The organism is Pantoea sp. BJ2, from assembly GCF_040255075.1.
GTDB classification, from domain to species: domain Bacteria; phylum Pseudomonadota; class Gammaproteobacteria; order Enterobacterales; family Enterobacteriaceae; genus Pantoea; species Pantoea leporis.
In genome coordinates this window covers 781,813-808,005 of record NZ_CP158293.1, presented here as the reverse complement: position 1 = coordinate 808,005, position 26,193 = coordinate 781,813, and the positions used below count along the sequence as shown (strand labels likewise).

At 55.4% G+C, this 26,193-nt stretch carries 26 protein-coding genes and 2 pseudogenes; 12 read left to right on the top strand and 16 right to left on the bottom strand.

Features of this window, described 5'->3' with window-relative positions; translation table 11 throughout:
- Positions 1-45: 45 nt before the first annotated feature.
- Together AAF463_RS23250 and AAF463_RS23245 are read right to left on the bottom strand one after the other, a co-directional pair.
- Positions 46-1,782: a DUF2534 family protein gene (locus AAF463_RS23250; protein WP_350262232.1), complete on the bottom strand. Its 1,737-nt coding sequence runs from the start codon at positions 1,780-1,782 to the stop codon at positions 46-48.
- Positions 1,783-1,854: 72 nt separating this feature from the next.
- Positions 1,855-2,271 (bottom strand): DUF2946 domain-containing protein, encoded by a 417-nt coding sequence (locus tag AAF463_RS23245; RefSeq protein WP_101761134.1) that lies wholly within the window; start codon positions 2,269-2,271, stop codon positions 1,855-1,857.
- Between the two features lie 247 nt (positions 2,272-2,518).
- Here AAF463_RS23245 and AAF463_RS23240 point away from each other — a divergent pair, with 247 nt between their 5' ends.
- Together AAF463_RS23240 and AAF463_RS23235 are read left to right on the top strand one after the other, a co-directional pair.
- Entirely contained in the window at positions 2,519-2,740 is a 222-nt protein-coding gene (locus AAF463_RS23240) for a type II toxin-antitoxin system prevent-host-death family antitoxin (protein ID WP_350262231.1), read from the top strand.
- Positions 2,737-3,114: pseudogene (locus tag AAF463_RS23235) on the top strand (type II toxin-antitoxin system death-on-curing family toxin). The gene AAF463_RS23240 and the pseudogene AAF463_RS23235 overlap by 4 nt, the downstream one beginning before the upstream one ends.
- A 9-nt stretch (positions 3,115-3,123) precedes the next feature.
- On the opposite strand, the gene glsB reads toward AAF463_RS23235, so the two are convergent.
- Positions 3,124-4,047, bottom strand: coding sequence for a glutaminase B (gene glsB, locus AAF463_RS23230; protein ID WP_192414732.1), 924 nt, complete (start codon positions 4,045-4,047; stop codon positions 3,124-3,126).
- Positions 4,048-4,192: 145 nt separating this feature from the next.
- On the opposite strand from glsB, the gene AAF463_RS23225 reads away from it, so the two are divergent.
- Positions 4,193-4,543, top strand: coding sequence for a cupin domain-containing protein (locus tag AAF463_RS23225; RefSeq protein WP_350262230.1), 351 nt, complete (start codon positions 4,193-4,195; stop codon positions 4,541-4,543).
- Between the two features lie 82 nt (positions 4,544-4,625).
- The gene (locus AAF463_RS23220; RefSeq protein ID WP_210080080.1) at positions 4,626-5,090 is read left to right on the top strand and encodes a heme-degrading domain-containing protein; all 465 of its coding nucleotides are present in this window, start codon (positions 4,626-4,628) and stop codon (positions 5,088-5,090) included.
- A 261-nt stretch (positions 5,091-5,351) separates the two neighbouring features.
- Here AAF463_RS23220 and AAF463_RS23215 read toward each other — a convergent pair whose 3' ends face one another.
- The 5 genes from AAF463_RS23215 to AAF463_RS23195 all read right to left on the bottom strand — a co-directional run bounded on the left by AAF463_RS23215 (position 5,352) and on the right by AAF463_RS23195 (position 11,248).
- Complete coding sequence (locus tag AAF463_RS23215; RefSeq protein WP_350262229.1) at positions 5,352-6,665, bottom strand: cytochrome c; 1,314 nt, start codon at positions 6,663-6,665, stop codon at positions 5,352-5,354.
- 2 nt (positions 6,666-6,667) lie between these two features.
- A complete protein-coding gene (locus AAF463_RS23210; protein ID WP_350262228.1) occupies positions 6,668-8,437 on the bottom strand; it encodes a GMC family oxidoreductase in 1,770 nt (589 codons plus the stop codon).
- An 18-nt stretch (positions 8,438-8,455) separates the two neighbouring features.
- Positions 8,456-9,184, bottom strand: a complete 729-nt coding sequence (locus tag AAF463_RS23205; RefSeq protein WP_137387185.1) for a gluconate 2-dehydrogenase subunit 3 family protein — start codon at positions 9,182-9,184, stop codon at positions 8,456-8,458.
- A 208-nt stretch (positions 9,185-9,392) separates the two neighbouring features.
- Complete coding sequence (locus tag AAF463_RS23200; protein ID WP_350262227.1) at positions 9,393-10,217, bottom strand: sugar phosphate isomerase/epimerase family protein; 825 nt, start codon at positions 10,215-10,217, stop codon at positions 9,393-9,395.
- Between the two features lie 17 nt (positions 10,218-10,234).
- Positions 10,235-11,248: a LacI family DNA-binding transcriptional regulator gene (locus AAF463_RS23195; RefSeq protein ID WP_350262226.1), complete on the bottom strand. Its 1,014-nt coding sequence runs from the start codon at positions 11,246-11,248 to the stop codon at positions 10,235-10,237.
- Positions 11,249-11,653: 405 nt separating this feature from the next.
- Here AAF463_RS23195 and AAF463_RS23190 point away from each other — a divergent pair, with 405 nt between their 5' ends.
- The 3 genes from AAF463_RS23190 to AAF463_RS23180 all read left to right on the top strand — a co-directional run bounded on the left by AAF463_RS23190 (position 11,654) and on the right by AAF463_RS23180 (position 14,223).
- Positions 11,654-12,832, top strand: a complete 1,179-nt coding sequence (locus tag AAF463_RS23190; RefSeq protein ID WP_110867019.1) for a Gfo/Idh/MocA family oxidoreductase — start codon at positions 11,654-11,656, stop codon at positions 12,830-12,832.
- An 8-nt stretch (positions 12,833-12,840) separates the two neighbouring features.
- Positions 12,841-13,782: a sugar phosphate isomerase/epimerase gene (locus AAF463_RS23185; RefSeq protein WP_192413442.1), complete on the top strand. Its 942-nt coding sequence runs from the start codon at positions 12,841-12,843 to the stop codon at positions 13,780-13,782.
- 96 nt (positions 13,783-13,878) lie between these two features.
- Entirely contained in the window at positions 13,879-14,223 is a 345-nt protein-coding gene (locus AAF463_RS23180) for a helix-turn-helix transcriptional regulator (RefSeq protein WP_110867017.1), read from the top strand.
- Here AAF463_RS23180 and AAF463_RS23175 read toward each other — a convergent pair.
- The 3 genes from AAF463_RS23175 to AAF463_RS23165 form a co-directional block, all read right to left on the bottom strand.
- Positions 14,216-15,406 carry an MFS transporter gene (locus AAF463_RS23175; RefSeq protein WP_101761120.1) on the bottom strand — a complete coding sequence of 397 codons (1,191 nt, stop codon included), beginning with the start codon at positions 15,404-15,406 and terminating at the stop codon, positions 14,216-14,218. The genes AAF463_RS23180 and AAF463_RS23175 overlap by 8 nt on opposite strands.
- A gap of 131 nt (positions 15,407-15,537) precedes the next feature.
- Positions 15,538-15,846 (bottom strand): CcdB family protein, encoded by a 309-nt coding sequence (locus AAF463_RS23170; protein ID WP_101761119.1) that lies wholly within the window; start codon positions 15,844-15,846, stop codon positions 15,538-15,540.
- A gap of 2 nt (positions 15,847-15,848) precedes the next feature.
- Positions 15,849-16,088, bottom strand: a complete 240-nt coding sequence (locus AAF463_RS23165) for a type II toxin-antitoxin system CcdA family antitoxin (RefSeq protein ID WP_137387190.1) — start codon at positions 16,086-16,088, stop codon at positions 15,849-15,851.
- A 184-nt stretch (positions 16,089-16,272) separates the two neighbouring features.
- On the opposite strand from AAF463_RS23165, the gene AAF463_RS23160 reads away from it, so the two are divergent.
- Complete coding sequence (locus AAF463_RS23160; protein WP_101761117.1) at positions 16,273-16,806, top strand: sterol desaturase family protein; 534 nt, start codon at positions 16,273-16,275, stop codon at positions 16,804-16,806.
- Here AAF463_RS23160 and crtB read toward each other — a convergent pair.
- From crtB to AAF463_RS23135, 5 genes are read right to left on the bottom strand one after another with little or no spacing between them, the layout of a single operon-like run.
- On the bottom strand, positions 16,745-17,674 hold the full coding sequence (gene crtB, locus AAF463_RS23155; RefSeq protein WP_350262225.1) for a 15-cis-phytoene synthase CrtB: 930 nt from the start codon (positions 17,672-17,674) through the stop codon (positions 16,745-16,747). The two genes, AAF463_RS23160 and crtB, sit on opposite strands and share 62 nt — an antisense overlap.
- A complete protein-coding gene (locus AAF463_RS23150; RefSeq protein WP_137387192.1) occupies positions 17,671-19,152 on the bottom strand; it encodes a phytoene desaturase in 1,482 nt (493 codons plus the stop codon). The genes crtB and AAF463_RS23150 overlap by 4 nt, the downstream gene beginning before the upstream one ends.
- Positions 19,149-20,315, bottom strand: coding sequence for a lycopene beta-cyclase CrtY (gene crtY, locus AAF463_RS23145; protein WP_101761114.1), 1,167 nt, complete (start codon positions 20,313-20,315; stop codon positions 19,149-19,151). Before crtY ends, AAF463_RS23150 begins: the two co-directional genes overlap by 4 nt.
- Positions 20,315-21,592 (bottom strand): glycosyltransferase, encoded by a 1,278-nt coding sequence (locus AAF463_RS23140; RefSeq protein WP_137387193.1) that lies wholly within the window; start codon positions 21,590-21,592, stop codon positions 20,315-20,317. Before AAF463_RS23140 ends, crtY begins: the two co-directional genes overlap by 1 nt.
- A 14-nt stretch (positions 21,593-21,606) precedes the next feature.
- Positions 21,607-22,512, bottom strand: coding sequence for a polyprenyl synthetase family protein (locus AAF463_RS23135; RefSeq protein WP_110867012.1), 906 nt, complete (start codon positions 22,510-22,512; stop codon positions 21,607-21,609).
- A 256-nt stretch (positions 22,513-22,768) separates the two neighbouring features.
- On the opposite strand from AAF463_RS23135, the gene AAF463_RS23130 reads away from it, so the two are divergent.
- From AAF463_RS23130 to AAF463_RS23115, 4 genes and pseudogenes are all read left to right on the top strand, one after another.
- Positions 22,769-23,230, top strand: coding sequence for a helix-turn-helix domain-containing protein (locus tag AAF463_RS23130; protein WP_350262224.1), 462 nt, complete (start codon positions 22,769-22,771; stop codon positions 23,228-23,230).
- A pseudogene (locus tag AAF463_RS23125) lies at positions 23,230-23,804 on the top strand (PIN domain-containing protein). Before AAF463_RS23130 ends, AAF463_RS23125 begins: the two are co-directional and overlap by 1 nt.
- Positions 23,805-23,945: 141 nt before the next feature.
- A complete protein-coding gene (locus AAF463_RS23120) occupies positions 23,946-24,887 on the top strand; it encodes a 2-hydroxyacid dehydrogenase (protein ID WP_350262223.1) in 942 nt (313 codons plus the stop codon).
- A 118-nt stretch (positions 24,888-25,005) separates the two neighbouring features.
- The gene (locus tag AAF463_RS23115) at positions 25,006-26,187 is read left to right on the top strand and encodes an FAD-binding oxidoreductase (protein ID WP_110867010.1); all 1,182 of its coding nucleotides are present in this window, start codon (positions 25,006-25,008) and stop codon (positions 26,185-26,187) included.
- Positions 26,188-26,193: the final 6 nt, after the last annotated feature.

Here is a 26,193-nt window from a genome sequence, read left to right as displayed (position 1 = left end):
AGGACGAACGGTGCGCATTCCTGCGCACCGTTAAACTCCACGCACTTATCCCCGATCATCCTTTTCGCCGAGGAAGAAATACCACAGCGGAATCGACGTCAGCGCGGTAAATACCGTGGTGTACAACGCAATCATAAAGCCCTGCGTGATGTACATGGTCAGCGACCAATGGCTGAACGGAATGCCATATTGATCGATAACGCCGCCGATAATCGCATTGCTCATCACCGTGCCGACAATCAGCGCCAGGATAAACAAACCGCGCAGGAAGTAGCGCATCTCTTTACGCTTCACGGCAAATCGCGCGCGAATAATGCCCAGCGGAGATTGCTGTGAAGCCAACAGCGCGGCTTCATCGAGCGGTGCGCGTTGCTGTTTGCGCCAGCGCAGAATGTCCAGCAGCAGGAACGCCAGCAAACTCGCGCCCATCACCGGCAGCGCATAACCCAGCGCCAGCGCCACCATTAACCAGGCGACTTTGGCGTAATGCGGTAACGCCATCCAGGTTTCGGTTAGGGTCTGTGCCGGATTCGCTTCGACATCTTTTGGCCGACGAATCCACCACATGCGATAACCGAACACGATCATGCTGCATAAACCGAGGCCAAAGAACGCCAGCAGCAGCTGATTGGGTAAACCAAACAGCACGCCCATATGCGCATCCACGCCCCAGCGCGTCAGCTTCGCCACCAGCGGGAAACGGGCAAAGTAGACGTGATCCACCACGCTGAAATCATGCGGATTCACCGACACCGCATCAACTCGCGTAGGCCAGCTGCGATCGATCTCCGTCACCGCCCACGCGTTATCTGCGCTTTTCGGCTGACGCAGTTCGAGCTTCGCCGCGCTCAGTCCATCCTGACGCGCCGCATTCAGCACGCGATCCCAGTCGGCATCAGCGGCGTTATTGCGCGCCGGTTTGGCGGGCGCTGCCGTTGGTTTGGTCATCGACGACATCGGCATACTCATGCCCGGCATATCCCTATCCGGCATGTGATCGGCGTGCGGATTGGCCGGTGCAGCAGGCGCATCGCTGTTGAGCGAAGTATTCACCTGTGGCGTCAGCCAGTTCAGTTCGGTACGCATGCGATCGATATTACCGCCCGCCCACTGCGACCACGTCAGGCCGGTCACCGAGAAGAACACCAAACCGATCGCCAGCGTCAGACCGAGCGTAATGTGCCAGTGGCGGCTGAAGGCGAAACCGCTTCGCGGTTGCTTCAGCTTACGTTTCGGACGCGTTCCCAGCCACAGCACCACGCCGCCGAGAGCGGCCACCCACAGCCAGGACGCCGCCAGTTCGCTGTAGTTACGACCGAAATCGCCAAGCAGCAGGCTGCTGTGCAGTAAGTCGATGGTGGTGCGCAGCGGCAACACACCGCTGGTGCCGTAAACCGGCATATCGCCTTTCACTTTCAGGCTATAGGGATCGATAAACACCGCGCGCGACAGTGATGCACTGAGCGTGGCGTCGCTGAACTGCACGCGCGTGGTATCCGTTGCACCCGGCGCAGGACGCACCGCGTAGATGTGCTGGTTTTCGCCCGCATAGGCACGGGCCGCGCTGATTTGTGCCGACAGCGGCTGCGCGTTGCCTTGAGGTTCAGCGGTTAGCGCATCGGCATAAATCAGGTTTTCCAACTGGGGCGTCAACACATAAAGCGTGCCGCTGAGCGCCGCAACAAAGATGAACGGGGCGACAAACAGACCAATATAAAAATGTAAGCGACGTATCAAATTAAGCACCGCGCCGCGCGGTGCTGCAGAGTGAGCAGCAGACAAAGCCGTCTTCCTTCCAAAAAGAAATTGTCTTAGCACATCGCTCAAGCTGAGCGTGCACTGCAATAAATGAGGTCAGTAGGAAAGCGGTGCAGGCGGGGCGCGCGGACGATGAATGCTGCTAACGCGACGCACAATCGGCGCAACCACGTGGGGCAGCGGCGGGGCGCGCGAGATCACCATGATCAGCCAGATAAACGGAATAAACACCCACATCAGGAGCGGGACATGCACCAGCAGATCACAATAGCCGCAGGCAAACTCGCCGTCGTCCATCATGTGATGGCTCATGCCGGGCATCGGCATATCCGCCATCATCATTTCATGATGGCTCATTGAGCTATCCATCATGCTGTGCTGCGGCATCGCCAGCAGCTGGCTTTGACGCTCCATCAACGTTTTCGACACAATCGGCGCGACGAACAGCAGCAGCACCGCCACAATGGCGACGCAGGCAGTCAAACGCTGGCGGAAGTGATGTGTAAACGTCATGGTTGCTAGTGGATGATTCCGTAAATGAGGCGGAAGTGTAACGCGATTGACGTTGATGGGTTAAAAAAATAGAGGCTATTTAAGAAAAAATTCGCACCTTTTGAAAATAGTCACTTAAAGAGATGCGGCTGTTAACGTTAATGCAACCTGATAAAAACAGAGCGGAAACATAACATCGCGTCAGGAAAATACCATTGATGACAAAGGTCAAGAGAAGTACCTTTCACCTGTACATGTTGGAGGTATTATGAACAAGTTTACTTATACCAGCGCCATAGAGAATTTATCTCAGGTTTTGGACCAGGCGATTGCAGGGGAGGCCGTTGAAATTACTCGACGCAGCGGTGACTCAGCGGTTGTCATCAGCAAAGCCAGTTTCGAGGCGTATCGAAAAGCCGTACTGGATGCTGAATTCGCAGAGTTAATGGGTGAGTTTGATGCATCTAATAAAGCGTTAACAGATAGATGATTCACGTTTCTGCTGAGGAGGTTATCGCACTTCACGATTACCTTTTAAAGCGTTATGCCGGTGTTGCAGGAATGCCCGATCCCGGAAGAGCAGAAGCTATTGTTACCCGCGTTATTAATCGTGAATATTACGAAGGGATTCAGGATATTTTTGAGCTTACAGCAACCTAGTGGGTGGCAATCTCACGCGGGTATATTTCTGCCGATGCGAATAAGAGAACCTCGCTTAACGTAACCATGTTGTTTTTAAAGCGTAATGGAATACGCGTACATGACCGGCCTGAATTAGTCGAATTGACGGTCATGGCAGCAACTGGCGAAGCCGGAGTGCCTTATCTGGCAAACCAATTGCGCGCATTCTTCGGATCACACTAACCACATTGTCTAAAAAATCGATCTACCCAATCGCTCGGTAAGTTTCTCCAGCAGTGCGGTGCCCGCTAAAGAGTTGCCCGAATGATCCAGCGCTGGCGACCAGACGGCGATACTCATGTCACCGGGGATCACCGCGACAATACCGCCGCCGACGCCAGACTTCGCTGGCATGCCCACGCGCCAGGCGAATTCCCCGGCACCATCGTACATGCCGCTGGTCATCATCAGCGCGTTGACCTGACGTGCCTGGCGCGGTGAGATCACCGCTGATTCATCATCCTGCGTGCGGCCATGATTGGCGAGATAGAGAAAGGTGCGCGCCAGTTCCTGGCAACTCATTGCCAGCGAGCAGTAGTGAAAATAGGTTTCCATCACTTTGCTGACATCGTTATGGAAGTTGCCGAAGGATTTCATCAACCAGGCGATAGCAGCGTTGCGTGCCGAATGTTCGTATTCGGAGCGCGCAACGACGCGGTCGTAATGGATGTCATTTTGCTGCGCCAGACGACGCACAATTTCCAGCATGCGCTGGCGTGGTGCTGTCAGGCGGCTTTCCAGCAGATCGCACATCACCAGCGCACCGGCATTGATAAACGGATTACGCGGTTTGCCCTGTTCCAGCTCCAACTGCACCAGCGAGTTGAATGCCTGTCCCGACGGCTCTTTGCCGACGCGTTGCCAGATTTCACCCTCTTCATACAAGGTAAGCGCCACGCTGAGCGACAGCACTTTGGAGATCGACTGAATGGAGAAGCGCGTCGCGGCATCGCCCGCCTGAAAACAGCGTCCGTCGGGCGTGCAAATGGCGATGCCGAGCTGATCGGCATCCACGTCGGCCAGCGCCGGAATGTAATCCGCCACCTTTCCCTGCTGGGTGAGCGGACGAACTTCGCTGACAATCTCTTCTAGCAATGCATTACTGAGTTCCGACACCTTCACACTCCGTGTAACCGATATTGGCCAGGATGATGGTGATTTGCGCGCAGCGCGTCAATCGGCGGCGCAAAATTCTGTGAGCCTTCTGGGTGAAGCCTGCGTTACAGTGCGGGCTGATTTCATTAAATGTCGAGCCCGCGCGATGATAACTAACCTGTTTCGCGATTTCCCCGCCGCCGCACAGAACGGCAACGCAGAGACGTTTGAAGCGCTGCTGACGCAGCCCAATCTGCATATTGAACGCATCGTTTCTACCGGACAAGCCAGTCCGCCCGATTTCTGGTACTGCCAGAGGCAAGGGGAATGGGTGCTGGTGTTACAAGGATCGGCAGGATTGCAGCTGGAAGGGGAAACGCAGGAGCGTCACTTGCAGGTCGGTGATTTTGTCGAGATCCCAGCTGGCTGCCGCCATCGCGTCAACTGGACCGACAGCAAGAGCCCAACGGTGTGGCTCGCGGTGCATTACGGTGCGATTCCGGTTAGCACAATCTGAAGTGAGAACCTCATCACATGCGAAAAATTCATTCCATGATATAAAATATGGAAAATTTATTTCAAATTGAGAGGATTCTATCATGTCATCGCTGCCGTCCTTAGAAACCTTGCAGCAGCAGGAAGCCGAGCATCGTTTACCGCAGTTTGATTTCGATTTAGCGTGGCAAATCGGCCAAAGCATCCAGCAGCGCGCGCGTGAAGACAATGCGCCTGTGGCTATCGAAGTCTATGCGTTTGGTCAGGTGCTGTTTCTGGCGGCGTTGCCAGGATCCGCCCCAGAAAATCTGGAATGGATGCGTCGTAAGCGTAATACCGTGCTGTTGACCGGCCACTCTTCGATGTATGTGGGGCTTATGAATGAACAGAAGGGCGAGCGTATGGCGCAGCAGCGCAATATCCGCCAGGAAGATTACACCGATCACGGTGGTTCTTTCCCGCTGCTCACTGCTCAGGGCGCGATCATTGGTGCAGTCACCATCAGCGGTTTACCGTCTGCAGACGATCATGCGTTAGCGCTGTGGGGGATTACTCAGCTGCTGCGCTGATGGATTTATAAAAAAGATCGCCATAAATGGCGTAATGCCTGGCTGTTAAGCGCCATATCACATTACCGCACCTTCCGTAGCGGCGCGATTTATCGCGCAATAAATTGCGCCGCTACAGTGTGTGCTCTCGGTAATGAGGGTTTTTCATGTCTTAACTGACGAACATTACGCCATAAATGGCAACCCTTGTATCCTGAAAGTGTTGCTGGTTAGCGACCAGCAACGACGCTGAAAGGTAACCAGAAGCTCGGTGAAGAAACGCTATTTCATCACCAGTACTTTCAGCTTAGCGCCTGCGCCGGTGGCTTTGCGCAGATCGGCGACCTGGCTGGCTTTCACCTCGGTAGCCTGATTACCCCACGAATTCCTCACGTAGTTCAGTACATCTGCCATCTCCTGATCGTTAAGCTTCCAGGAGAATGCCGGCATGCCCGCGGACGTTGGTCGGTCTGCGGTGTGCGGCGCGCGGGCACCGTCCAGCAATGCGTGGATCATGTTGGTGGGATCGTTCTGCATCGCGCCATTGCCGGCAAAAGCGGGCACCATGCCGGTGATACCTTCACCCGACAACCCGTGACACGCCGAGCAATCCACTTCATAGCGCAGTGCGGCCCGATCGTGACGTGTTTTATCCATCACGAATCCGGCGGCTTGCGGCGTGGAAGAAGCCGGTAAGCTGCGCAGATAAGTGGCGATAGCGTGCAAATCACGATCGTTAAAATACTGCGTCGAGTGCTCGACCGCTTCGGCCATTGGACCCGCCGCCACGCTTGCACCGTTCGAACCGGTTTTCAGGTAGTCAGCGATCTGCGCGTCGCTCCATTTGCCAATGCCAGCATGAGGATTCGGCGAGATATCCGGCGCGTACCAGCTTCCCAGATTGCCACCTTGCAGATAGTGGCTACTGATTTCGCCGCCCAGCGCGTTGCGCGCGGTGTGACAAACGCTACAGTGCGCCGGACCATCAACAATATACTTACCGCGATTCCACTCATCATTCTGCGCGGTTTGCGGCTTGAACGCGCTGTTATCGAAGAACAACAGGTTCCAGCCAGCCATTGCCAGGCGAATGTTGTAGGGGAAATTCATGCCCGCATTTTCATCGATGGCGTTGTGCACCGGTTTTTGTGCCGAAAAATAGGCCCAAAGATCGTGCATATCATCATCGCTCATCTGTGTATAAGCGGTGTACGGCATCGCCGGATAGAGGAAGCCGTGTTCGCCGCGTCCCTGACGCACCGCGTTAAAGAAATCGCGCTCGGTCATGTTGCCGATGCCGGTTTCACGGTCTGGTGAAATGTTCGAGGTCTGCAGCGCGCCAAAAGGCGTATCGATTGTGTAGCCGCCGGAGAAGTCCGCATTGTGACAGGCGGCGCAGTCGGCGAGGCGCATCACGTATTCACCGCGTTTAATAGCGGCATCGTCATTGCTGTGGAAATCGGCCAACTGCACGTTGTCGTCGGCAACGTTTGAACGCGCGCTGTCTAACACCACCCACAAACGGCCCGACGCCGCGATGCCCGCAATCACCGCCAGTGCGGCGAGCGTATAAGTTATCTTCTTTGCTTTCGCCATGATTACGCCCCCACCAGCGGTGCCGGATTATGGATGTACTTCTGGTGGATCGCCTGCGCAGCACGCACCGCCAGCGCACCAATGGTGATGGTCGGGTTATAACCGCCGTTGTTCGGGAAGGCGGATGCGCCGACCACAAACAGGTTGTGCGCATCCCAGCTTTGCAGATAGGGATTGAGTGCGGAGGTGCTGGGATCGCTGCCCATCACCGCGCCACCAATGGTGTGCGAGCTGTGCTGCTGGTACGGATTCCAGCTCTTCTCCGCCTGGTTATCCACCACGATATGCTGGCCGCCGGTCTCTTTCATGATGTCGATGGCGCGATCGGTAACGAATTTCGCCATGCGCACATCGTTCTGGTTCCAGTCGAATGTGGTGCGGATCAGCGGCTGGCCGTGACGATCTTTGTAGGTGGGATCGAGATCGAGATAGGCTTCGCGCATCGGCATCGAGGTGCCCTGACAGAAGATGGTACCGGCGGTTTGGTAATCGCGCTTGTAGCCCGCTTTCCACTCGCTGCCCCAGCGTTTGGTGCCGGGACGCAGGCCGTTCATGTTCTGAATTGGACGACCGTTGGTGGAGAAGCCCATGATGCCCGCGCCGCCGATGAAATCGAGATCGCTGTGGTCGAAGTTATCGCCGTTGAAGTCATCAATCTGCACCGCCAATGCGCCGCCGCCGATGAACGGGTTCATGTATTCGTTATCGAAGAAGCCGGTGACGCTGGAGCAGGTTTGATAGTTGTAGTTACGGCCAATGGTGCCGCGACCGGTCAGCGGATCGTATTGTTCACCCACGCCGGAGAGCAGCATCAGACGCACGTTATCCATCTGATAAGCTGTGATGCAGACGATATCAGCCGGCTGGAAGCCCTCCACACCATCTTGGGTGATAAATTTCACACCTTTCACCGTTTTACCGTCGTCATGCTTTACGGCGTGCAACACTTCCGTTTCGGTCAGCAGCGTGAAGTTTGGACGGCGCATCAACACCGGCAAAATGCACGCTTGCGGCGATGACTTGGAGAAGTTGCCGCAGCCGTGGAAGTCGCAGAAGCCGCAATAGGTGCACGGACCCATGCTGACGCCGAGCGGATTGACATAAGCTTGCGACAGATTACCGGCCGGCACCGTGAACGGGTGATACCCCATGCTTTCGGTGGTTTTGCGATACTTGCTCATCCAGTGCGTTTCTTTCAGCGGCGGGGTTGGATAGTCGCGTGAACGCGGGCCTTCGAAGATATTGCCGCCTTTTTGTGGCTGGCCGTTGAGATTGCCCGCGATACCGGAAGTGCCCGCAATACGCTCGAAGCGATCGTAGAACGGCGCCATTTCGTCGTAGGTCACGCCCCAATCCTGCAGCTGCAAACCCTGCATCTTTTTCGCGCCGTAACGTTCGCGGGTTTGCTTCGCCACTTCAAAATCCCACGGCGTAAAGCGCCATGACATGCCGGCCCAGTGCGTGCCTGCACCGCCAACGTTCCAGCCAAACTGAAACGCTGACCAGTTACGTACCGGCGCTGCCAGCTGATCGCTGCGGTTGCGGAAGGTGGTGGTTTCCACGCTCATCGGCTGCAGGATTTTGCGGCGCGTGTGGAAACGCAGTTCATCGGCATCAATGGCGACCGGGAAATCGGTCGAAGTATCGCGCCAGGCACCGCGTTCAATGGCGACCACGTTAAGTCCCGCGCGGGTAAGCTCTTCCGCCATTACCGAACCGGCCCAACCTAAGCCGACGATGACCACGTCAGCTTTATTTCTAACTAATGACATTGACTCAGCTCCGGCTATTTAATCGTTAGGAATGAGGCTGACGGGAATAAGCGCCAGATTTTCGTTGCGGCGTTCGATATAAGGGCGATAGTCATAGCGTGCGCCGGGAAAACCGATCATCTTCCAACCCACCATATTTTTATTTCCGCCATAAATCGGATCCGCTAAATAGCTTTCGCGCGCGTTTTGCAGCATTAATTCAAACAGCGCCTGGCTATTCACGTCTTTTCCTAAATCGATCTTGCCGTCTTCCATTGCTGTCAGGAATGTATCGATCTGTTCAGCTGATAAGGTATGTAATGAAGCCTGATGCTGTTGCTGCGCCCACTTTTCCAGCGCGGCTAAGCCGGTTAAATAGCGCGCTTTTGGCGGGGTAAGAAATTGCGGGCTGCCCATCAATGCCGCTTCATTTTCCGGATGCAGCGGCGCCTGCAAATAGAGCGCCGCGCCAGAGCCATAATCACCGGCTAACTGGTTATCGAGGAACTCAATCGCGCCCGCTTCACTGGCGGACGGGCCAAGGTCATCGGCGGGGATTAGGCGGTCAAAGATGGCTGCCAGATTCTGGCGATCCAGCGGATTGGTGAGCACCTGATAACCATCTTGCCATGCCGGTTGCGGCAGGTGATCGGTGCTGAGTTGGGTTTCCAGCGGGACATTGTGCAGCTCTTTCGCCCGTAGCTGCGGCGCGACAGCGAGGGATGCCACAATTCCACTGAGCGAAAAGAGCGCTTCTCTTCGGTTCATACTTTTTATCCCTTAAACTTCAATAGATGAATATTGACAGAGCACGACGTTCAGATATTTCAGACGCAATGACCGTGCGCAAATAGCGCGCAGGCGCTAGCGACGAATCTGCGTTCGTAATTGTTTTTTTCAGAGGTAGGGTAAATATACGGTCGCCATTTATGGTGACCGTATTTACGGGAAACCCGTTTATCGGGCTCCCTTTATGTTAATGAATATATTTATTCATATCTTCATAGCAGTGACGGGAAATATCCCACAAATCGTCTTCCCAGTTTTGCGGGCTTAATAGTTCCGGTGACCAAACGCCGTCGTAGCCGGTAGCTTTTACCGCCGCCACCCAGGCGGCAATATCCACATCGCCCTGGCCTGGTGCGTAGTCGCGCTGTACCCACTCATCCCAGGCTTCACCCGGCTTGGCCGCGCGGCCATCGCAGAAATGCACGCCGTAAATCAGATCTTTATCCATGCGCGCCACTTCAGCAGGCGTGGTGCCGCCGCCGGCATGCAGGTGCCAGAAATCCACCACCACGCCAAGATTGTCTTTGCCGCTCTGTTTAATCAGATCCAGTGCGTGTTGCAGCGAATTGAACGCGGTGAAGGCGACGACTTCAATCTGGAATTTGATGCCGTGCGGTGCGCCGATATCGGCGATGGCGGAGATATTCTCCAGCAGGATGGCATCACGCTCGGCGGCGGAAAGATGATCGAGTTCGGTCAGCGCCATGATTTGCACCACCGGACAACGCAGTTCCACCGCGGCCTGGCAGATTTTTTCCGCTTCGCGCAGCAGCTCAGCTCGCGCTTCCGGCTCATGGCGGCCAATACGTTTCAGCGCATTGATGCAGGTAATATCGACGCTGTATTTCGCCATCAGATCGCGGTAGGCAGCATAGCTGCCACCGTTATCCAGATAGCGATACAGATGTTCTGGCAGGATCTCCATCCCGCTAAAGCCAGTCTCATGGGCGATGCGTAACTGAGTGACGGCATTGCTGTACCAAACAGACACGCCATGCAACGACAACTTCATCTCTCCTCCTTGTTACCTCACGGCTTCAGGTGAGAGCGTCGAATACGCAATTCTCCCTGAGACCAAACGCCACCCGGAGTGGCACGTTCATCAATCAGCCGGTTCAGGGCTTCAGTGATGATCAAATCAATACGCTGGCTGAAGGTGGTGAGCTGCCAGCTGGGCAAGCTGGCTTCATCGATGTCATCGAAACCCACCACCGCCATGAATTTGTTGCCTGCACCTTCGCGTAAGGCCGCCAGCGCGCCGAGCGCCAGCACATCGTTTTCGCAAAACAGCGCTTCAACCCGCTGATCGGGCGCGTGCGCGTTGAGATACTCAGTCAACGCCGCGTAGCTGCGTTCGCGGGCGTATTCACCGGCGGTGAGCAGCACTTCCAGCGCCAGGCCAGCTTGGTTCAGCGCAAGTTGCAGACCTTCCAAACGCAGCGTGTGATGGCTGCTGGTGGCCGGGCCCATCATGTACCCGATGCGCTTATAACCTTGCGCCAGCAGCAGTTCGCCCAGCTGTTTGCCCGCCTGCAAGCCGTCGATATTGACCACTTCAATATCCGGCTCGTCATTGTTACGGCACACCTGCACCAGCGGAATGTGGTGCATTTCACGCGCCACGGCGACCAGCTCATCACTCAGCACCGTGCCGAGAAACAGCATGCCATCGACCTGCAGCTGATCGGCCAGCGACAGCACCGCGCGGTAGTTTTCACCGCTACCAATATTCAGCAGCAGCGCCATGTAGCCGCGCTGCTGTAGCTGGCGGGTGACGGTGTCGAGCATCAACATCGAGTGCGGATTTTTCAGCTCGTCGATCACCACGCCAATAATCTGTGTCTTCTTCTGCGACAGACTGCGGGCCAGCAGGTTAGGGCGATAACCCAGCTCGGTGGCAATCGCGATTACGCGTTCGCGCGCTTTCTCGGAAATTGACGCGCCGGGCGTAAAGGCACGCGATACCGTCCATTTCGAGACGCCAGCCAGTCTTGCCACATCGCTGGCGGTGGCTTTGTGAGATTTTGCGGTTGGTTTACTCATAGCACCTGCATAGGGGAAAAAGCGGAGACCCCCAGCATTGAACGTGAAACCCAACGGAAAATAAACACCTAAGCGCACGCAATTGGCGTAAAGCGCGACAAATAACCCTATTTTTAGGATGTTGCGATTATGTTTGATCTTTGCACCCGATTGCAACGTTTTTTGCAATCGGGTGCATTTCATTAACTTTTTGTGATCGATTTCGCTGATTTGCACTTTGCCAGATTGACTAAAAAGTCGTCTTAGCTGACATTTTGCTCACCACTACAAAGCAAATCTCATTTTTATCTAACGTGTATCGCTTAATTTGCACCCGGTAGCAAATAGTAAAACAGCTAAAATTTAATCTCTGACCTCTTACCTCAAACCATTTTGCACCCGAGTGCAAAATAAACAGGAGTTGTTATGCTCATCGGTGAAAAGAGTATTCCACGCCCACTGCGCTGGGCCATGATCGGTGGCGGCCGTCTCAGCCAGGTGGGTTATAAACACCGTTGCGGTGCGCTGCGTGATAACACGGCGTATCAGATGGTGGCCAGCGCCTTTGATATCGATGCCGAGCGTGGCCGCGATTTCGGTGTCAACTTAGGGCTCGATGCGGATCGCTGCTACGCCACTTATCAGCAGTTGCTGGCCGAAGAGGCGAAGCGTGAAGATGGCGTTGAAGTGGTGTCCATCGCCACGCCAAACGGCACCCATTTTGAGATCACCAAAGCGGCATTGAATGCCGGTATTCACGTCATTTGTGAAAAGCCGCTGTTCTTCACTACCGCCGAAGCGCTGGAAATTAAAGCATTAGCGGCGGAAAAAGGGCTGATCGTTGGCGTGACCTACGGTTTCTCCGGCCATCCGCTGCTGATGCAGATGCGGGCGATGATCGCCAACGGCGAAATTGGTGATGTGCGCATGGTGGAGCTGCAATACACCCACGGCTTCAGCGCTAATGACAGCGCCGACAAATTTAGCGAAGCGCAAAAATGGCGCGTCGATCCGAAGATTGCCGGTCCGTCTTTTGTGCTCGGCGATATCTCCACGCACACTTTCTACATCTCCCAGCTGGTGTTGCCAGAACTGAAAGTGAAATCGCTGCTGTGCGATCGCCAAAGCTTCATTCCCTCGCGCGCGCCGTTGGAAGATAACGCCATGGTGCTGATGCATTACGACAACGGCGCGGTAGGGCGCATGTGGGCCTCATCGATTAATGCCGGTTCGATGGACAGCCAAAGTATTCGTGTGATTGGTTCGCGTGCAAGCCTGGAGTGGAGCGACTACAACCCAGGCGAGCTGAAATATGAAGTGCAGGGCCAGCCGAATCAGATTATGCATCACGGCATGCCGTACCTGCATGAAAGCGCCCTGGCCGATGAACGCCTGGGCGCGCTGCACACTGAAGGCCTGGCGGAATCCTGGGCCAATATCTATCTGAAATTTGCTATCGCCATCCACGCCACCCAACAGGGCGACCAAACCACGCTTGATAACCTGATCTATCCCGATATTAACGCCGGAATTGAAGGTGTGCGCTGGATCGAAAACTGCGTGCGTTCTGCGGACAACGGCGCGAGCTGGGTTAACTACGAATAAGGATTGCCATGAAACTTTCGTTTTGTACCGATAGCCTGGGTCATCTGCCGTTTGAACAGATGCTGGATAAGTTGCTGGAGCTGGGTGTTTACGGCGTTGAGATGACGACCGGCGGCTGGTCACCAGCGCCGCATCTGCGTACCGAAGCGTTGCTCGGCAGCGCCACGCAGCGTCAACAGTTGTTGCAGGCGCTGGAGAGCCGCGGCATGTCGATTGCGGCGCTGAATGTGTCGGGTAATCCGCTCGATCCAGGCGAATTAGGCAACAAACATAAGCGCGATACGGAAAACGCGCTGGCGCTGGCCGGAGAACTGGGGGTGAAGAAAATCGTCATGATGAGCGGCTTGCCGCCCGCCAGCCCGCACGACACCATTCCAAACTGGATCACTTACACCGTAAGTTGGCCGCCGACGCTGAAAAACTGCCTCGATTATCAGTGGAATGAAGTGGCGATCCCTTACTGGCAAGGGCTGGTACAGCGCGCTAAAGAGAGCGGCGTGGAGAAATTCGCGCTGGAGAACTTCAGTTCGATGCTGGTGTGGAATCCGGAAACCTTGTTCCGTCTGCGCGACGCGGTGGGTGAGATGGTGGGCCTCAACCTCGATCCCAGCCATCTGCTGTGGATGGGCGCGGACCCGATTGCGGCAGCGCGCGCACTCGGCCCGGCAATTCATCACTGTCACGGCAAAGATGTGCGTCTGGAGCGCGGGCTGGTGGATATCAACGGTCTGTTGGAAACCAAACCGGTGGAAGATGTCGCCAATCGCGCCTGGAACTATGTTGCCGTTGGTTGCGGCCAGGATCTGCAGTGGTGGAAAGAGTTCTTCTCGGTGGTACGCATGATGGGCTACAACGACTGGGTATCGCTGGAAATGGAAGATCTCACCATGTCGGTGGAAGCGGGCGTAACCTCCTCAATTGCGGCACTCAAGCAAACCCTTAGCCAGTAATGTCAAATTCACGGCGGGCAACCGCTCGCCGTGTTCTGTACATCGAGCCTTGCCTGCCTGATAATCCGTGGTTCACCCACTATTAAGAGGCACGCCATGCTGGAAAACCATCCACAGCGCGACGAAATCAGGCTGGAGAATGTGCTGGCGGCGTTGGGCAACCCGATGCGCATGACGGTAATCAGCATTCTGGCGGACGGCGGCGAACATACTTGCGGATCGCTGCTGAAAGGCGTCTCCAAATCCACGTTGACCCATCACTGGCGCGTGCTGCGCGAAGGCGGCATTATCTGGCAGAAACCCTCTGGACGTGAAAACCTGCTGTCGTTGCGGCGCGACGATCTCGATGCCCGTTTCCCGGGTCTGCTTGATTCACTGCTAAGCGCCACCCAGCAAGATCCCCTGACCCGCACCACGCTGGATGATTTCCAGGTTAAATAACCCGCGCACGCCCAGCCAGCGTAGCCACAATCATCTGCAACCCCGCAATCACCAACAGCAGCATCAGCGGCCACTGCCAGTTGCCGCTGACATCATGCAGCAGCCCAAAACAGAGCGGGCCCAGCGCCGCTAATCCGTAACCGACGCACTGTGCCATGCCCGACAATTTCGACGCCTGCAAATGATCATGGGTGCGCAGATTAAACAGCGACAGGCAAATCACCATTGATGCACCGGCGCCCAGTCCCGCCAGAATCAGCCACGGCAGCGCGTATTGCGGTGCCATTAACAGTCCCGCGACGGCGATAAAAATCGATAGCGATGCGAGAAAACCAATCATCCGCTGGTCGTGCATTTTTTTCAGTGCGCTCATGCAGGCCAGGTTCGAAACGATGGCCACAATCTGATAGACAAACAGCATGCCACCCGCTTCCAGCTGGCTAATGCCGCTGTCTTGCGCAAAAGGCGTAAACCAGCCGATCAAGGTGTAGAACACCAACGACTGGCAGGCCATAAACAGCGAAACCTGCCAGCCTAAGGCCGCGCGCCATGGTGAGCGCGTTGATGCGCCGTTGGCGCTGTTTTTGGTCTGAGGCGCAGGTTTTTTCAGGTACGGCAGCCAGGCCAACAGAGCGATAATCGCCGGAATCAGCCACACCGCTAATGAGAGTCGCCAACCCGCGCGACTCAGCTCTGCCAGCGGCACCACCACGCCCGATGCAATGCTGGCGGTGATCGCCATGGTCATCGCGTACAAGCCAACATATCGCGCGGTGTGTTCGGTGAAATCACGCTTAATCAGCGGCGGCAGCAGCACGTTGGCCGCCGCAATCCCCGAGCTCAGGATGATCGTTCCCACCCACAACGCATTTTCACTGCCGCTGATACGCAGAATCGATCCCAGCGTGATGAGCAGCAATGCGCCCCATAAACTGCGCTCAAGACCAAAACGGTTGCCGAACCATGCTGCGGGTGGCGCTAAGGTAGCGAACATCAATAGCGGCAAGAAGTTGATCACGCCCGCCGCACTGGCGCTCAAGCCAAACGTCAGACGGATGTTTTCCAGCACCGGGCCAACCGCGGTAATAGGCGTGCGCAAGTTGGCCGCTGTCAGCAGCAGTAAGAACAGGAAAAAACCAGAACGACGCAGAGCAGGATTCGCAGATAAAACGGTATGGGTCATATTTTCGCACCATAGCAATGAGGCAGAGCGAGTCTGCTTATGGTGCGTTGGTTGACGTTAACGCTTACGCAGCGGCGATTAACTGCTGAAAGGAGGGCAATACTAACGAGGGGCTTTTAGGATGTAAAGTATCAAAACCCATCAAAGACAAAATCAACCGAGTCTTTAATCCGCTGGCGATACACACGTGCATCCATCACCTGATCGCCTAGAAGCGACACGCGCACACTGGCCATTTCGTGAGTCATGACCAGAAATTCCTCGCCTTCAACCTTGATTACCGGATTAAGTCGTTCAACTTGCTTTTTTTTAAACTGCTTTAGAGGGTAGAGCGGGATAACGATTCGTGACGCCAGTTCGCCGATAATCTCACTTTGAACGTCTACCAGATAAGGGTACTCGCTGTTCCTATTGGTATTGCGATAAATAAAATATTGCATGTCTAAAACGTCCTGTATTCATCCGACAATAAACCGTGTTCTTCGGTTATGCGATTGAGTTCCTGCAAACCTTCACTGTTTTCACGCTTCCATCTTTCCGCTTCGGTTGTGCGAATTTCATAATGTAAAGCTTTAGATAGGATGGCGGATAAATTGAGCCCTGCTTCTCTAGCCTGCTCGAGTAATGCAGGTTCAAGTGTCACGCTGACAGTTTTTTTTTGTCTTACGGCTGTAGAAGGCATAAATCCCCCGTGTAGTTAACACGTGTATAAATCAGTGTGGTGAGTATGGGTGAAATCTGCGCTTTCTGCAATGCAGCTTTCTAACGTGTTGTGGACTTTTAAAATTTCTAAACATGGTAAACCTTGCGCCATCGCTCATCCGCGTCCACCTTTAGTATTTCCCTTTTCCACAAATGGACGAACAATGATCTGGTTATGGAACGTGCTTATCTTGCTGGCAACCGTGGTGGTGATGGAAATCGTCGCGGCGCTGTCGCATAAATACATCATGCACGGTTGGGGTTGGGGCTGGCATTTGTCGCACCACGAACCGCACAGCGGCAAGTTTGAACTTAACGATCTGTATGCGGTGGTGTTTGCGGTGCTGGCGATCGTGCTGATCTATGTCGGCGTGCAAGGCATGTGGCCGCTGCAGTGGATTGGTGCCGGGATGACGACCTACGGCGCGCTTTACTTCATGGTGCACGATGGCCTGGTGCATCAACGCTGGCCGTTTCGCTATATCCCGCGCAAAGGCTATCTCAAGCGCTTATACATGGCGCACCGCATGCATCATGCAGTGCGCGGGCGTGAAGGCTGCGTGTCGTTTGGTTTCCTCTACGCGCCACCGCTCAATAAGCTGCAAGCCACGCTGCGTCAGCGCCACGGGAGAAAAATCAACGAGGACGCTGCCACAGACCAGCCGGACGTGGCGCCGGACGAGCCACACGCGAAGTGATCGCCAGGCCGGCCCCTTTCACCAGCAGCGCCAGTTTTTCGCTGCGGCTGGTGCGCTGTCGTGAATCCCAGGCGTGAACACCGGCGTGCTGAACTTTCACCCCGATTTCGCGATAAACACCGCGTGCCGTCGCGATGGCCCACGCCGAGCGCAGCGGCAAACCCGGCAAGCCGAACCGCGCCGAGTGATAATAGGGTTCCGCTTCCGTCACTAAACGCGCAGCCAGCGTGGCCAGCGCCGCACGATGTTGCGGTGCTGTCAGCGTATCGGCGCGTAATCCCGCCTGATCGAGCCAGGCTTGCGGCAGATAGCAGCGACCATTTTCGGCATCTTCGACGATATCGCGCGCAATGTTAGTAAGCTGGAACGCCAGCCCTAAATCGCAGGCATGATCGAGCACCGCTTCGTCGCGCACGCCCATTACGCGCGCCATCATCAAACCGACTACGCCCGCGACGTGATAGCAGTAACGCAGCGTGTCGTCGAAACTCGTATAGTGTTCGTCGCGCGCATCCATGGCGAAGCCTTCCAGATGATCAAACGCCAGCTGTTGCGGCAGTTGATGAATAAGCGCCACTTCCTGAAACGCCTTAAACGCCGGTTCATCCATGTGCGCGCCGCTGTAGGCGCGGCGGGTTTCAATCTGCAGATGCTGCATGCGTGCCTGTGCATCTTCGACCGCATGCTGCGTGCCGCCTTCGCCCAGCGTTTGCCCATCAATCACATCGTCACAATGACGACACCATGCATACAGCATCAGCGTGCTGCGGCGTGTCGGTGCATCAAACAGCCTGGCGGCGGTGGCGAAACTCTTCGAGCCCACCGCCATGGTTTGTGTCACTTGCTCGAGTAAAGGCTGTCGATTCATTCAGCGCGATCCTCCAGCATCAGCTGAGCGGTGGCCTTGGCGGAACCAATTACGCCGGGCACGCCCGCGCCTGGATGCGTACCCGCACCCACCAGATAGAGATTGCTGATATCGGCATCGCGGTTATGCGGTCGGAACCAGGCGCTTTGCGTCAAAATTGGCTCCAGCGAAAACGCCGAGCCGTGATGGGCATGCAGCGTGTCGCGAAAATCAAACGGCGTAAACATTCTGTGTGTTACTAATTGCTGACGTAATCCCGGCATGTAGTGCTGCTCCAGATAAGCAAAAATTCGATCGCGCAAGCGCGGTCCTTCCTGTTGCCAGTCGATGTCAGCGGTGCCGAGATGCGGCACCGGCGCTAACACATAAAAGCTGCCGCAGCCGGGTGGTGCCAGCGACGGATCGCTGCTGCAGGGCGCGTGCAGGTAGAGTGAAAAATCCTCTGCCAGTTGGCTGCTATTAAAAATCTCATCGATCAATTCGCGATAGCGCGGACCAAAACAGACGGTGTGATGCGCGAGCTGTTCATGCGGCTGATTGAGGCCAAAATAGAGCACAAACAGCGAGTTGCTCATGCGCTTACGCTTGAGCGATGTCGCACGTTTCTTAGCCTTCGGATGATGGCGTAGCAGCTTGTCGTAGGTATGCACCACGTCGGCATTGGAGGCTACGGCTGCGGCATCGAAGCGTCGTCCATCCTTTAACTGGACGCCGCTAATACGATTTTCATTGGTTTCCAGCTGGCTCACTTCGGCATTCAGTAACAGCTCGCCACCCAGATCCTCAAACAGTCGCGCCATGCCCTTCACCAGCGCGCCGGTGCCGCCGCGCGGAAACCACACGCCCCATTCACGTTCCAGCGCATGAATTAAGGTATAGATTGATGACGTTGCAAAAGGATTACCGCCCACCAGCAATGAGTGGAAGGAAAACGCCTGCCGCAGGTGATCGTCCTGAATAAATTTCGCCACCATGCTGTAGACGCTGCGCCACGCCTGCAAACGTCCCAGCTGCGGTGCAACACGCAGCATGTCACGCACCTGCAGAAACGGCACCGTGCCGAGTTTCAGATAACCCTCTTTGAATACCTCGCGCGAATAGGCGAGGAACTGACGATAACCGGCGACATCCTGTGGATTGAAGGTAGCGATCTGCTGCTCCAGCAACGGCTGATTGTTGTCATAGTCGAGCTGTTTGCCATCTTCCCAACACAGGCGATAGAAGGGCGTGACCGGCATCAGCTCGACGTAATCGCTGAGCGATTTTCCCGCCAGCGTGAACAACTCTTCGATAGCGCTGGGATCGGTGATCACCGTGGGCCCGGCATCAAAGGTAAAGCCGCTATCTTCAAACACATAGGCGCGTCCGCCCGGTTTGTCGCGCTGCTCGAGTAAGGTGGTTGGTATGCCCGCCGCTTGCAGGCGAATCGCCAGCGCCAGGCCGCCAAAGCCTGCGCCAATCACATAAGTGCGTTTCATTTTTTCTTCCCTGGTTCGACAGAATTCAACAGCGCGTGCAGCGCTTCACCGATGGGCACCGGCGGCTTGCCGCACAGAATCCGCGCTTTATCATGCAGACGAAGTTGTCCGGCGTAAAAACGGCTAATTAACCCGGCATTGAGCCGGTAAAAACGTTGCATTACACGCCAGCGCTGCTGCGGCTTACCGGCCAAAAACAGCATGCGGTTCAGCAGGCGGAAAAATCGCTGCTCGCGCCACTGCTGACGGGCAAAGCGTTCGATGTGTTGACTGAGCGTGCGGGCATCGGTGGGCAACAGCGTGGCTATCAACTCCGCCAGCGCCACGGCGGACGGTAAAGAATAACCGGTTGTCGCGTGAAACAGTCCGGCGCGCAGGCCGCTGCATGGCTGGCCGCGCTGCTGTTGCCAGAATCGATCAATATCGCCGCTCAGGGTAATCGGTAATATGCCATGCTCTTCACGCAGCAGCGTGCCAGGCCGCCAACCTTGCTGTTTGGCATAGTCAGCGATGTGCTGACGAGCGGAGTTCTCCGCCAGCGTAGGTTGATTAACGTAATGCGTATCTTCAATCAGTAACCGATCGGCGCTGAGCGGCAGCGTGTAAACAAAACGATAGCCCGCTTGCTGATCGACGGTGGCATCCATCAGGATCGGCTGCTGCAGGCCGTGCGGCTGCGCCAGCTGCCACTCTTGTCCAAGAAACACCTGATAACCCAGCTGCAGATGCGGCGTTGGCTGCAGGCCGCGGCCATCAATCACCACCTGCGCATCAAGTTCACGGCCATCCGCCAGCGTCACCTGTGTGGGTTTTACCTGTTTAACGGCAGCATTTGTCCACAGATCGTCACCCATCGCCGCGAGTAGATGCCGGGCAAAATCGCCTGACGCGATGGAACAATAATCCCCGTCCAGGTTGCGGCGCAACGCGGGAAAACGCACCTGATAGCCAGGCCAACGCGCCGTGATCAGCGGCTGCAGCCAGCGCAGCTGATCGGCGCTAAGATCGCTCTGATGAAATGACCAGGTATGATTGCCTGCCGGATGTGCGTCGCTCTCCAGCAACAGGCATTTGAGCTGCGGCTGCAGTTGCCGCAGACGCAGCGCAATCAAACCGTTTGCCAGTCCGGCACCGACCAGAATCACATCGTAGTGCGCACGCATCAGGTGGCCTCCGCCAGCACAACTTGTTGCTGGCACAGCGCTTGTTCGACGATGTCGGCCGCACGCTGGCAACCGCCTGCGCGCTGCAACTGTGCCTGTATCGCTGACATCCGTAACGCGTAGCGATCGTCGGTAAGTAATTGTCGCAGATGCTGCTCCAGTTGATGAACGCGGTTAAAGCGCGATGCGCGCCGTCCAACGCCATGCCACTCAATGCGCGCGGCCACGCCGGGTTGATCAAAGGCAATGGGCAGCGCCAGCATCGGCGTACCGCATTCCAGCGCTTCCAGCGCGCTGTTTAATCCGGCATGAGTAATAAAAAGCTGCGCGTGTTGCAGGGCGGCACGTTGATCGACAAAATCCGTCACCCACGCTGCACCAGCCAGTTGCAACTTGTGCACCTGATCGGCGTTCAATCCCCCACAATGAGCGATCACCAGAGAAAGTTGCTGGCGGCGGCACGCCTGTGCCAGATGCAAAAACAGGCGGAAGCGATGGCCTTGCAGCGTACCCAGCGAGGCGTAAACCACCGGCTGGCGCAGCGCCGGCCAGGGCGCATTGAGCGGCGCTGCCGCAAGCGGCGCGCGCAGTTGTCCGACGGCGTGATAGCAGGCCGGCAGTTGCTGACGCGGAAAATCAAAGGCGGGCACCATCTGGCTGATTTGTGCCAGCGGCGAAAGGCACTGATGCAATCCGCGCCGCTCCGTCAAATTGAACGCCCGCGCGTGTTTGAGGATGACGTCGCCGTGGCGACGCATGATGCGATCATAGATATCGCTGCTGGCCTGAAAACGTTTCAGCGCTTTTTCATCCTGAGCGTAACGGAAGGGCATCACCGCCAGCGGAATGCCGGCTTCACGGTTGACCGGTAGGGCGCAGGCCACCGAAACAAACGGCAGATGCAGCGCTTCAGCGACTAATCCGCCTGCTGCTTCCATTTCATCAGCGATCACACCATCAATGTTCAACGATTTCAGTACCGCTGGTAGTTCTCGGCACAGCATATCGGTGCAGGAGGCGAGATCGTTGATTACGCGGAACAGCGACAGGCCGCCCGGCGAAGCCAGCCGATGCAGCACGGGCGCCAGCGAACCGGCCGGATGCGTTTGCTGGCCTACTGCAACGAAATTAATGCGTTCGTCGCTGAGCAAAGTGCGGGCGTCGGCTTGCTGGATGAAGGTGATGCGATGGCCACGCGCCAGCAGCGTTTGTGCTAACGCCTGCAACGCGTGAAAGTGGCTGTAAAGCGGCGGCGCGATCACCGCAAAGTGGCCCAACGGCTTAGCCGCGCTCAGTTGAACATCGCTAGCTGTTGATTAAACAGCGCGTGCATGTATTGGCGAGTGGCGATGCCGCGATGGCAGGCGCAGGCAAGGTGTGCATCGGCACTGCGCAGATGATCGCGCAGACGACGTTCTGCGCCGTCAGCCCCGAGCATCTGTACCAGCGTGGATTTACCCTGATCCTGATGCACATCTTTGCCGGTGTGTTTGCAGCCGTCGGCGAGGTCGTCGAGCAGCTGAAACGCCTGGCCCAGATCCTGAGCAAAGAAGCTAAGACGTTGCCGCACCTGCGGTGAAGCGTCAGCGGCAATCGCCGCCATTTGCAGCGTGGCGCGAAACAGCACGCTGGTTTTTAGTTCATTGGTCAAGGCGATCGCTTCCGGACTGCGGCTCTGGGTGCCGTCGTGCAGATCCTGAAACTGCCCTTGCACTAATCCCTGCAGGCCCACGGCGGCGGAGAGTTCGGCAATCGCTTCAGATTTGTGCACCGCAGGCAAATCGGGTGCGATGGCAATCACTTCAAATGCGCGGCTCAGCAGCGCGACGGCGGCGAGAATCGCCACGGTTTCACCAAACTCGCGATGCACGGTTGGGCGACCACGGCGCATCTGCGCGTTATCCATTGACGGGATGTCATCCAAAATCAGCGATGCCGCGTGCACCATTTCCACGGCACAGGCGAGATCGAGAATGCCATTTTGCGTCAGCTCGCAACCCATATCGCGCGCTGCCAGCATCAGTAATAAAGGACGGATGCGCTTGCCCTGCGCCAGCGTACCGGCACGCATCGCGGCACGCACGCGATCGCTTTGCTGTCCTGCAGGCAGTAAATGTTCGAGATGCGCCTGTAAAATTTGCTGCAGCTGAAGCAGTTCGCTTGTCTGATGCGCTGTGCTATCGACATGGGTGGTCATAATGGCTATCCATGGTTGATGAAATTATTATGCTTTTTGATTAACCGTAGACTGCGTAAGGTAAGTTTGCCAGCGAGGGCAGCGTGGTTAAACCATTCCAAACCCGATAATGGATGAGAATTACGTAGAGAAGTAATGCTCAAGCGTCGGCTAAAGAGAGATCATTTCGTTTATTTCGAATATTGATTGTTTCGTTTATTGCGATTATCATTCGGTGACTGCAATTTGAAACCACAAACTATCAATTGGAAAACGCATGAAACACTCAATTCTGGATAGCTTGAGCCTTCCGGCTCCGAAGGAGATTGAGGCCGCTTCGCGCGGGCAGAGGGAGCTCGCAACTTATCTATCCACCAAGCAGGAAACGCAAAAAATATCGATTCAGGATGCGCACAACGAAACGCATCAGATTGAGCTGCCAACGTCTGCCCTGACACTACTCATGGCTGTTTTGGGCGAGTTGGCGGTGGGAAATGCGGTTCAGGTTGTGCCTGTACACACTGAATTAACTACGCAGGAAGCGGCAAATATTTTAAACGTTTCACGCCCACATTTGGTGAAACTGTTAGAGCAAGGTCAGCTTCCGTACCATAAAACAGGTCGCCATCGTCGCGTGCTTTTTGCGGATCTTATGCAGTTTAAAGACAAGCGTGCGCAAGAGAGCAATGATGCAATGCAGGAATTGGCAGACCAGGGACAGGATCTCAATTTCTACTGATGAACCATTCACCCTATGCCGTGGTACTGTATGCATGTGTGTTGTATCCATCCATACTGCGCGATGTACTGCTTCGCCTCGGTCTGACGGGGCTCTACCAGCCAAAATGACGGCCACCATTCAGGATGAATGGAAGCGTAATTTACGCACTAACAGACCAGATATTGCTGAAGATCAGTTGGCGCGCACGCAGACATTGATGAATAAAGCGCTTCCAGATGCAATGGTATCGGGATTTGAACCGCTTATTTCTGGCATTACATTACCTGATTCCAATGACTGCCATGTTGTCGCTGCCGCTATACGGTGTAAAGCTGAAGTGATTGTCACAATGAATCTGAAGGATTTCCCGAGAAACCTCATGGCTGAATTCGAAATTGAAGCTCTTCATCCTGACGAATTCATCATGGATCTGTTCGACTTAAATCAGGCGCTGGTTTTGAAGGCAGTGAATGCGCAACGCGCGAGTTTTAGACAACCAGCAATGGGCGTTACGGTTTATCTGGATTCGTTATTACGCCAGGGTTTACCGATGACAGTAAGCGCATTAGATAAGTTTCGTTTTCTCATTTAGCAACGATTAAATCATTACGCTGCTGCACGGCATGCCATATATTTCCGCGTGATCTTATCAGCGAAAAAAGTAACAGCAACGCCGTAACATAAATAACTCCGTTAGGCTGGTGGTCAATAAATACCGCTAATGGAACATAAAATGACGAATACCAAACCTGCCGTGCTGATTATTCAGCCGCTAATGCCGCAGTTAGATGAAAAGCTCACGCAACATTTCCATTGCCATCGTTTATATGAGCAGCATGACGCAATGCTATTTATCCAGCAGCATGGCAAAGCGATCAATGCCATCGTTACGCGCGGCGATGTCGGGGTGGAAACGGCACTGCTGGAGCAACTGCCGGAGTGTAAAGTCATTGCTGTATTCGGTGTCGGCACCGATCGTATTGACCTGAAATACACTGCCGAAAACTATATTCAGGTCAGCATCACCCGCGACATTTTGACTGACGATGTTGCCGATTTGGCAATGACAATGACGCTGGCGTTCTCGCGTAATTTGGTCGCTTACCATCAGTTTGCGAAATCCGGGGCATGGGAAAATAACGGCGTCGAACTCTCCAGCCGCGCCAGCGGAAAAAGAATTGGCATCGCCGGGTTGGGCGCGATTGGCTTAGCCATCGCGCGCCGTGCCGAAGCCTTTGGTATGGAAGTGGCATATACCGCGCGTTCGGCGAAAGACGTCAGCTATAAGCGCTGCGATACGATCGAACAACTCGCCACCTTTAGCGATTTTCTGGTGCTGGCACTGCCGGGCAGCAAAGAGAATGTGAAACTGGTCAACGCGAAGGTGCTGGCGGCGCTCGGCCAAGAGGGCGTAGTGATCAATATTGCGCGTGGCACAGTAATCAATGAACCCGACTTGATCGCTGCACTGCAGCAGGGAATCATTAAAGGGGCTGCGCTGGATGTGTATCCGGATGAGCCAAAAATTAATCCCGCGCTGCGTGAACTAAATAATGTGCTGTTAACGCCGCATATTGCCAGCGCAACTCACGAAACGCGTGCGCAAATGACCAATAATGTGCTGGAGAATTTACGGGCCTATTTTGCCGATGGGAAGATTCTGACATCGGTATAATTTAAGCATCCGGATTAAGACGAAATTCTTATATCCTGCGTAATAATCCCTATTTAGCGATAGCAATTTTCGTTCAGCCAGGCTGTTATGATATCGGCACTTAATTCAGGAGCCCATTATGACAGCACAGAAAATTGCAATTATTGGCGGCGGCGTTATCGGATTGGCGGTGGCGCGCGCCTTAGCGTTGCAGGGCGTTGAAGTCACCGTTTTCGAACAACAGCACATTGGCGCGGGCACCAGCAGCACGACGTTTGCCTGGGTAAACTCCAATGGCAAACAGCCGCGCAGTTATCACCTGCTTAATGCGCTCTCGATGGAAGAGCACCTCAAACTGCAGCAAGCGCAGCCGAACGGATTGCGCTGGCTGGAAACTGGCGGTACATGGGAGTGGGCCGCCGTGGGCGATGCGCAGCAACGTTTGCTGCAGCGTGCCACGTCGCTGCAATCAGCAGGTTATGCGGCGCGTGAAGTGTCGCCAGCAGATGTGCTGCGCGATATTCCGGAGCTGCGGGCGCAGGCCATCAGCGGCAGTGTGTGGCATTTCCCGACAGAATCGGTGCTGCATCCGGCGCTCTATCTGGCGCGCTTATGGTCAGAAGCCAAAGCGCGCGGTGCGGTGCTGTACCAGCATCAGCGCATCAATAGCATCAGTGAAAGTGCCGATCGGGTTACGCTGCAGCTGGAAAATGGCGAGCAGTGGCAGGGCGATCGTATTGTGTTAGCCACCGGACGCTGGGCCAATCAGCTGCTAAATTCACTGGGACTCAATCTGGCGTTGCTGGATACCAGCAAACCGAACGCGGTGGCTTGTAGTTTCCTGGTGCGCACCGCGCCGCAGCCGTTATCGCTCAATGCCAATCTCATCTCTCCGCAACTTAACGTACGCCCGGACGGCGGCGGACGTTTGCTGCTGCAAGCCTTAGAGTTGGATCATCTAGCCGATTCTGCTGCGCCACCCTTAATCACCAGCGATATCGCCGCGCAATTCCGCGCGCGTTATCACGCGCTGTTTGCGGATGCGGGCGAGTTGCAGATTGAACAAATTGTTGTGGGGCAACGTGCAAGACCTGCCGATGGTTTACCGGCGCTGGGCTATGTCACCGCGCATCAGCGCGTGTATGTGGCGGTGACCCACAGCGGTATCACGCTTTCGCCATTGATTGGCAAGCTGGTGGCTGAAGAACTGATCGGCGATGCGGCAAGTGAGCTGCTGAGCGATTTCCGTCCGCAGCGTCTGCTGGGGAAAAGCGTGGAAGCGTTTGCGCCCATCAAGCGTAATTTCCCGGCGGCGCAATAACGCGAT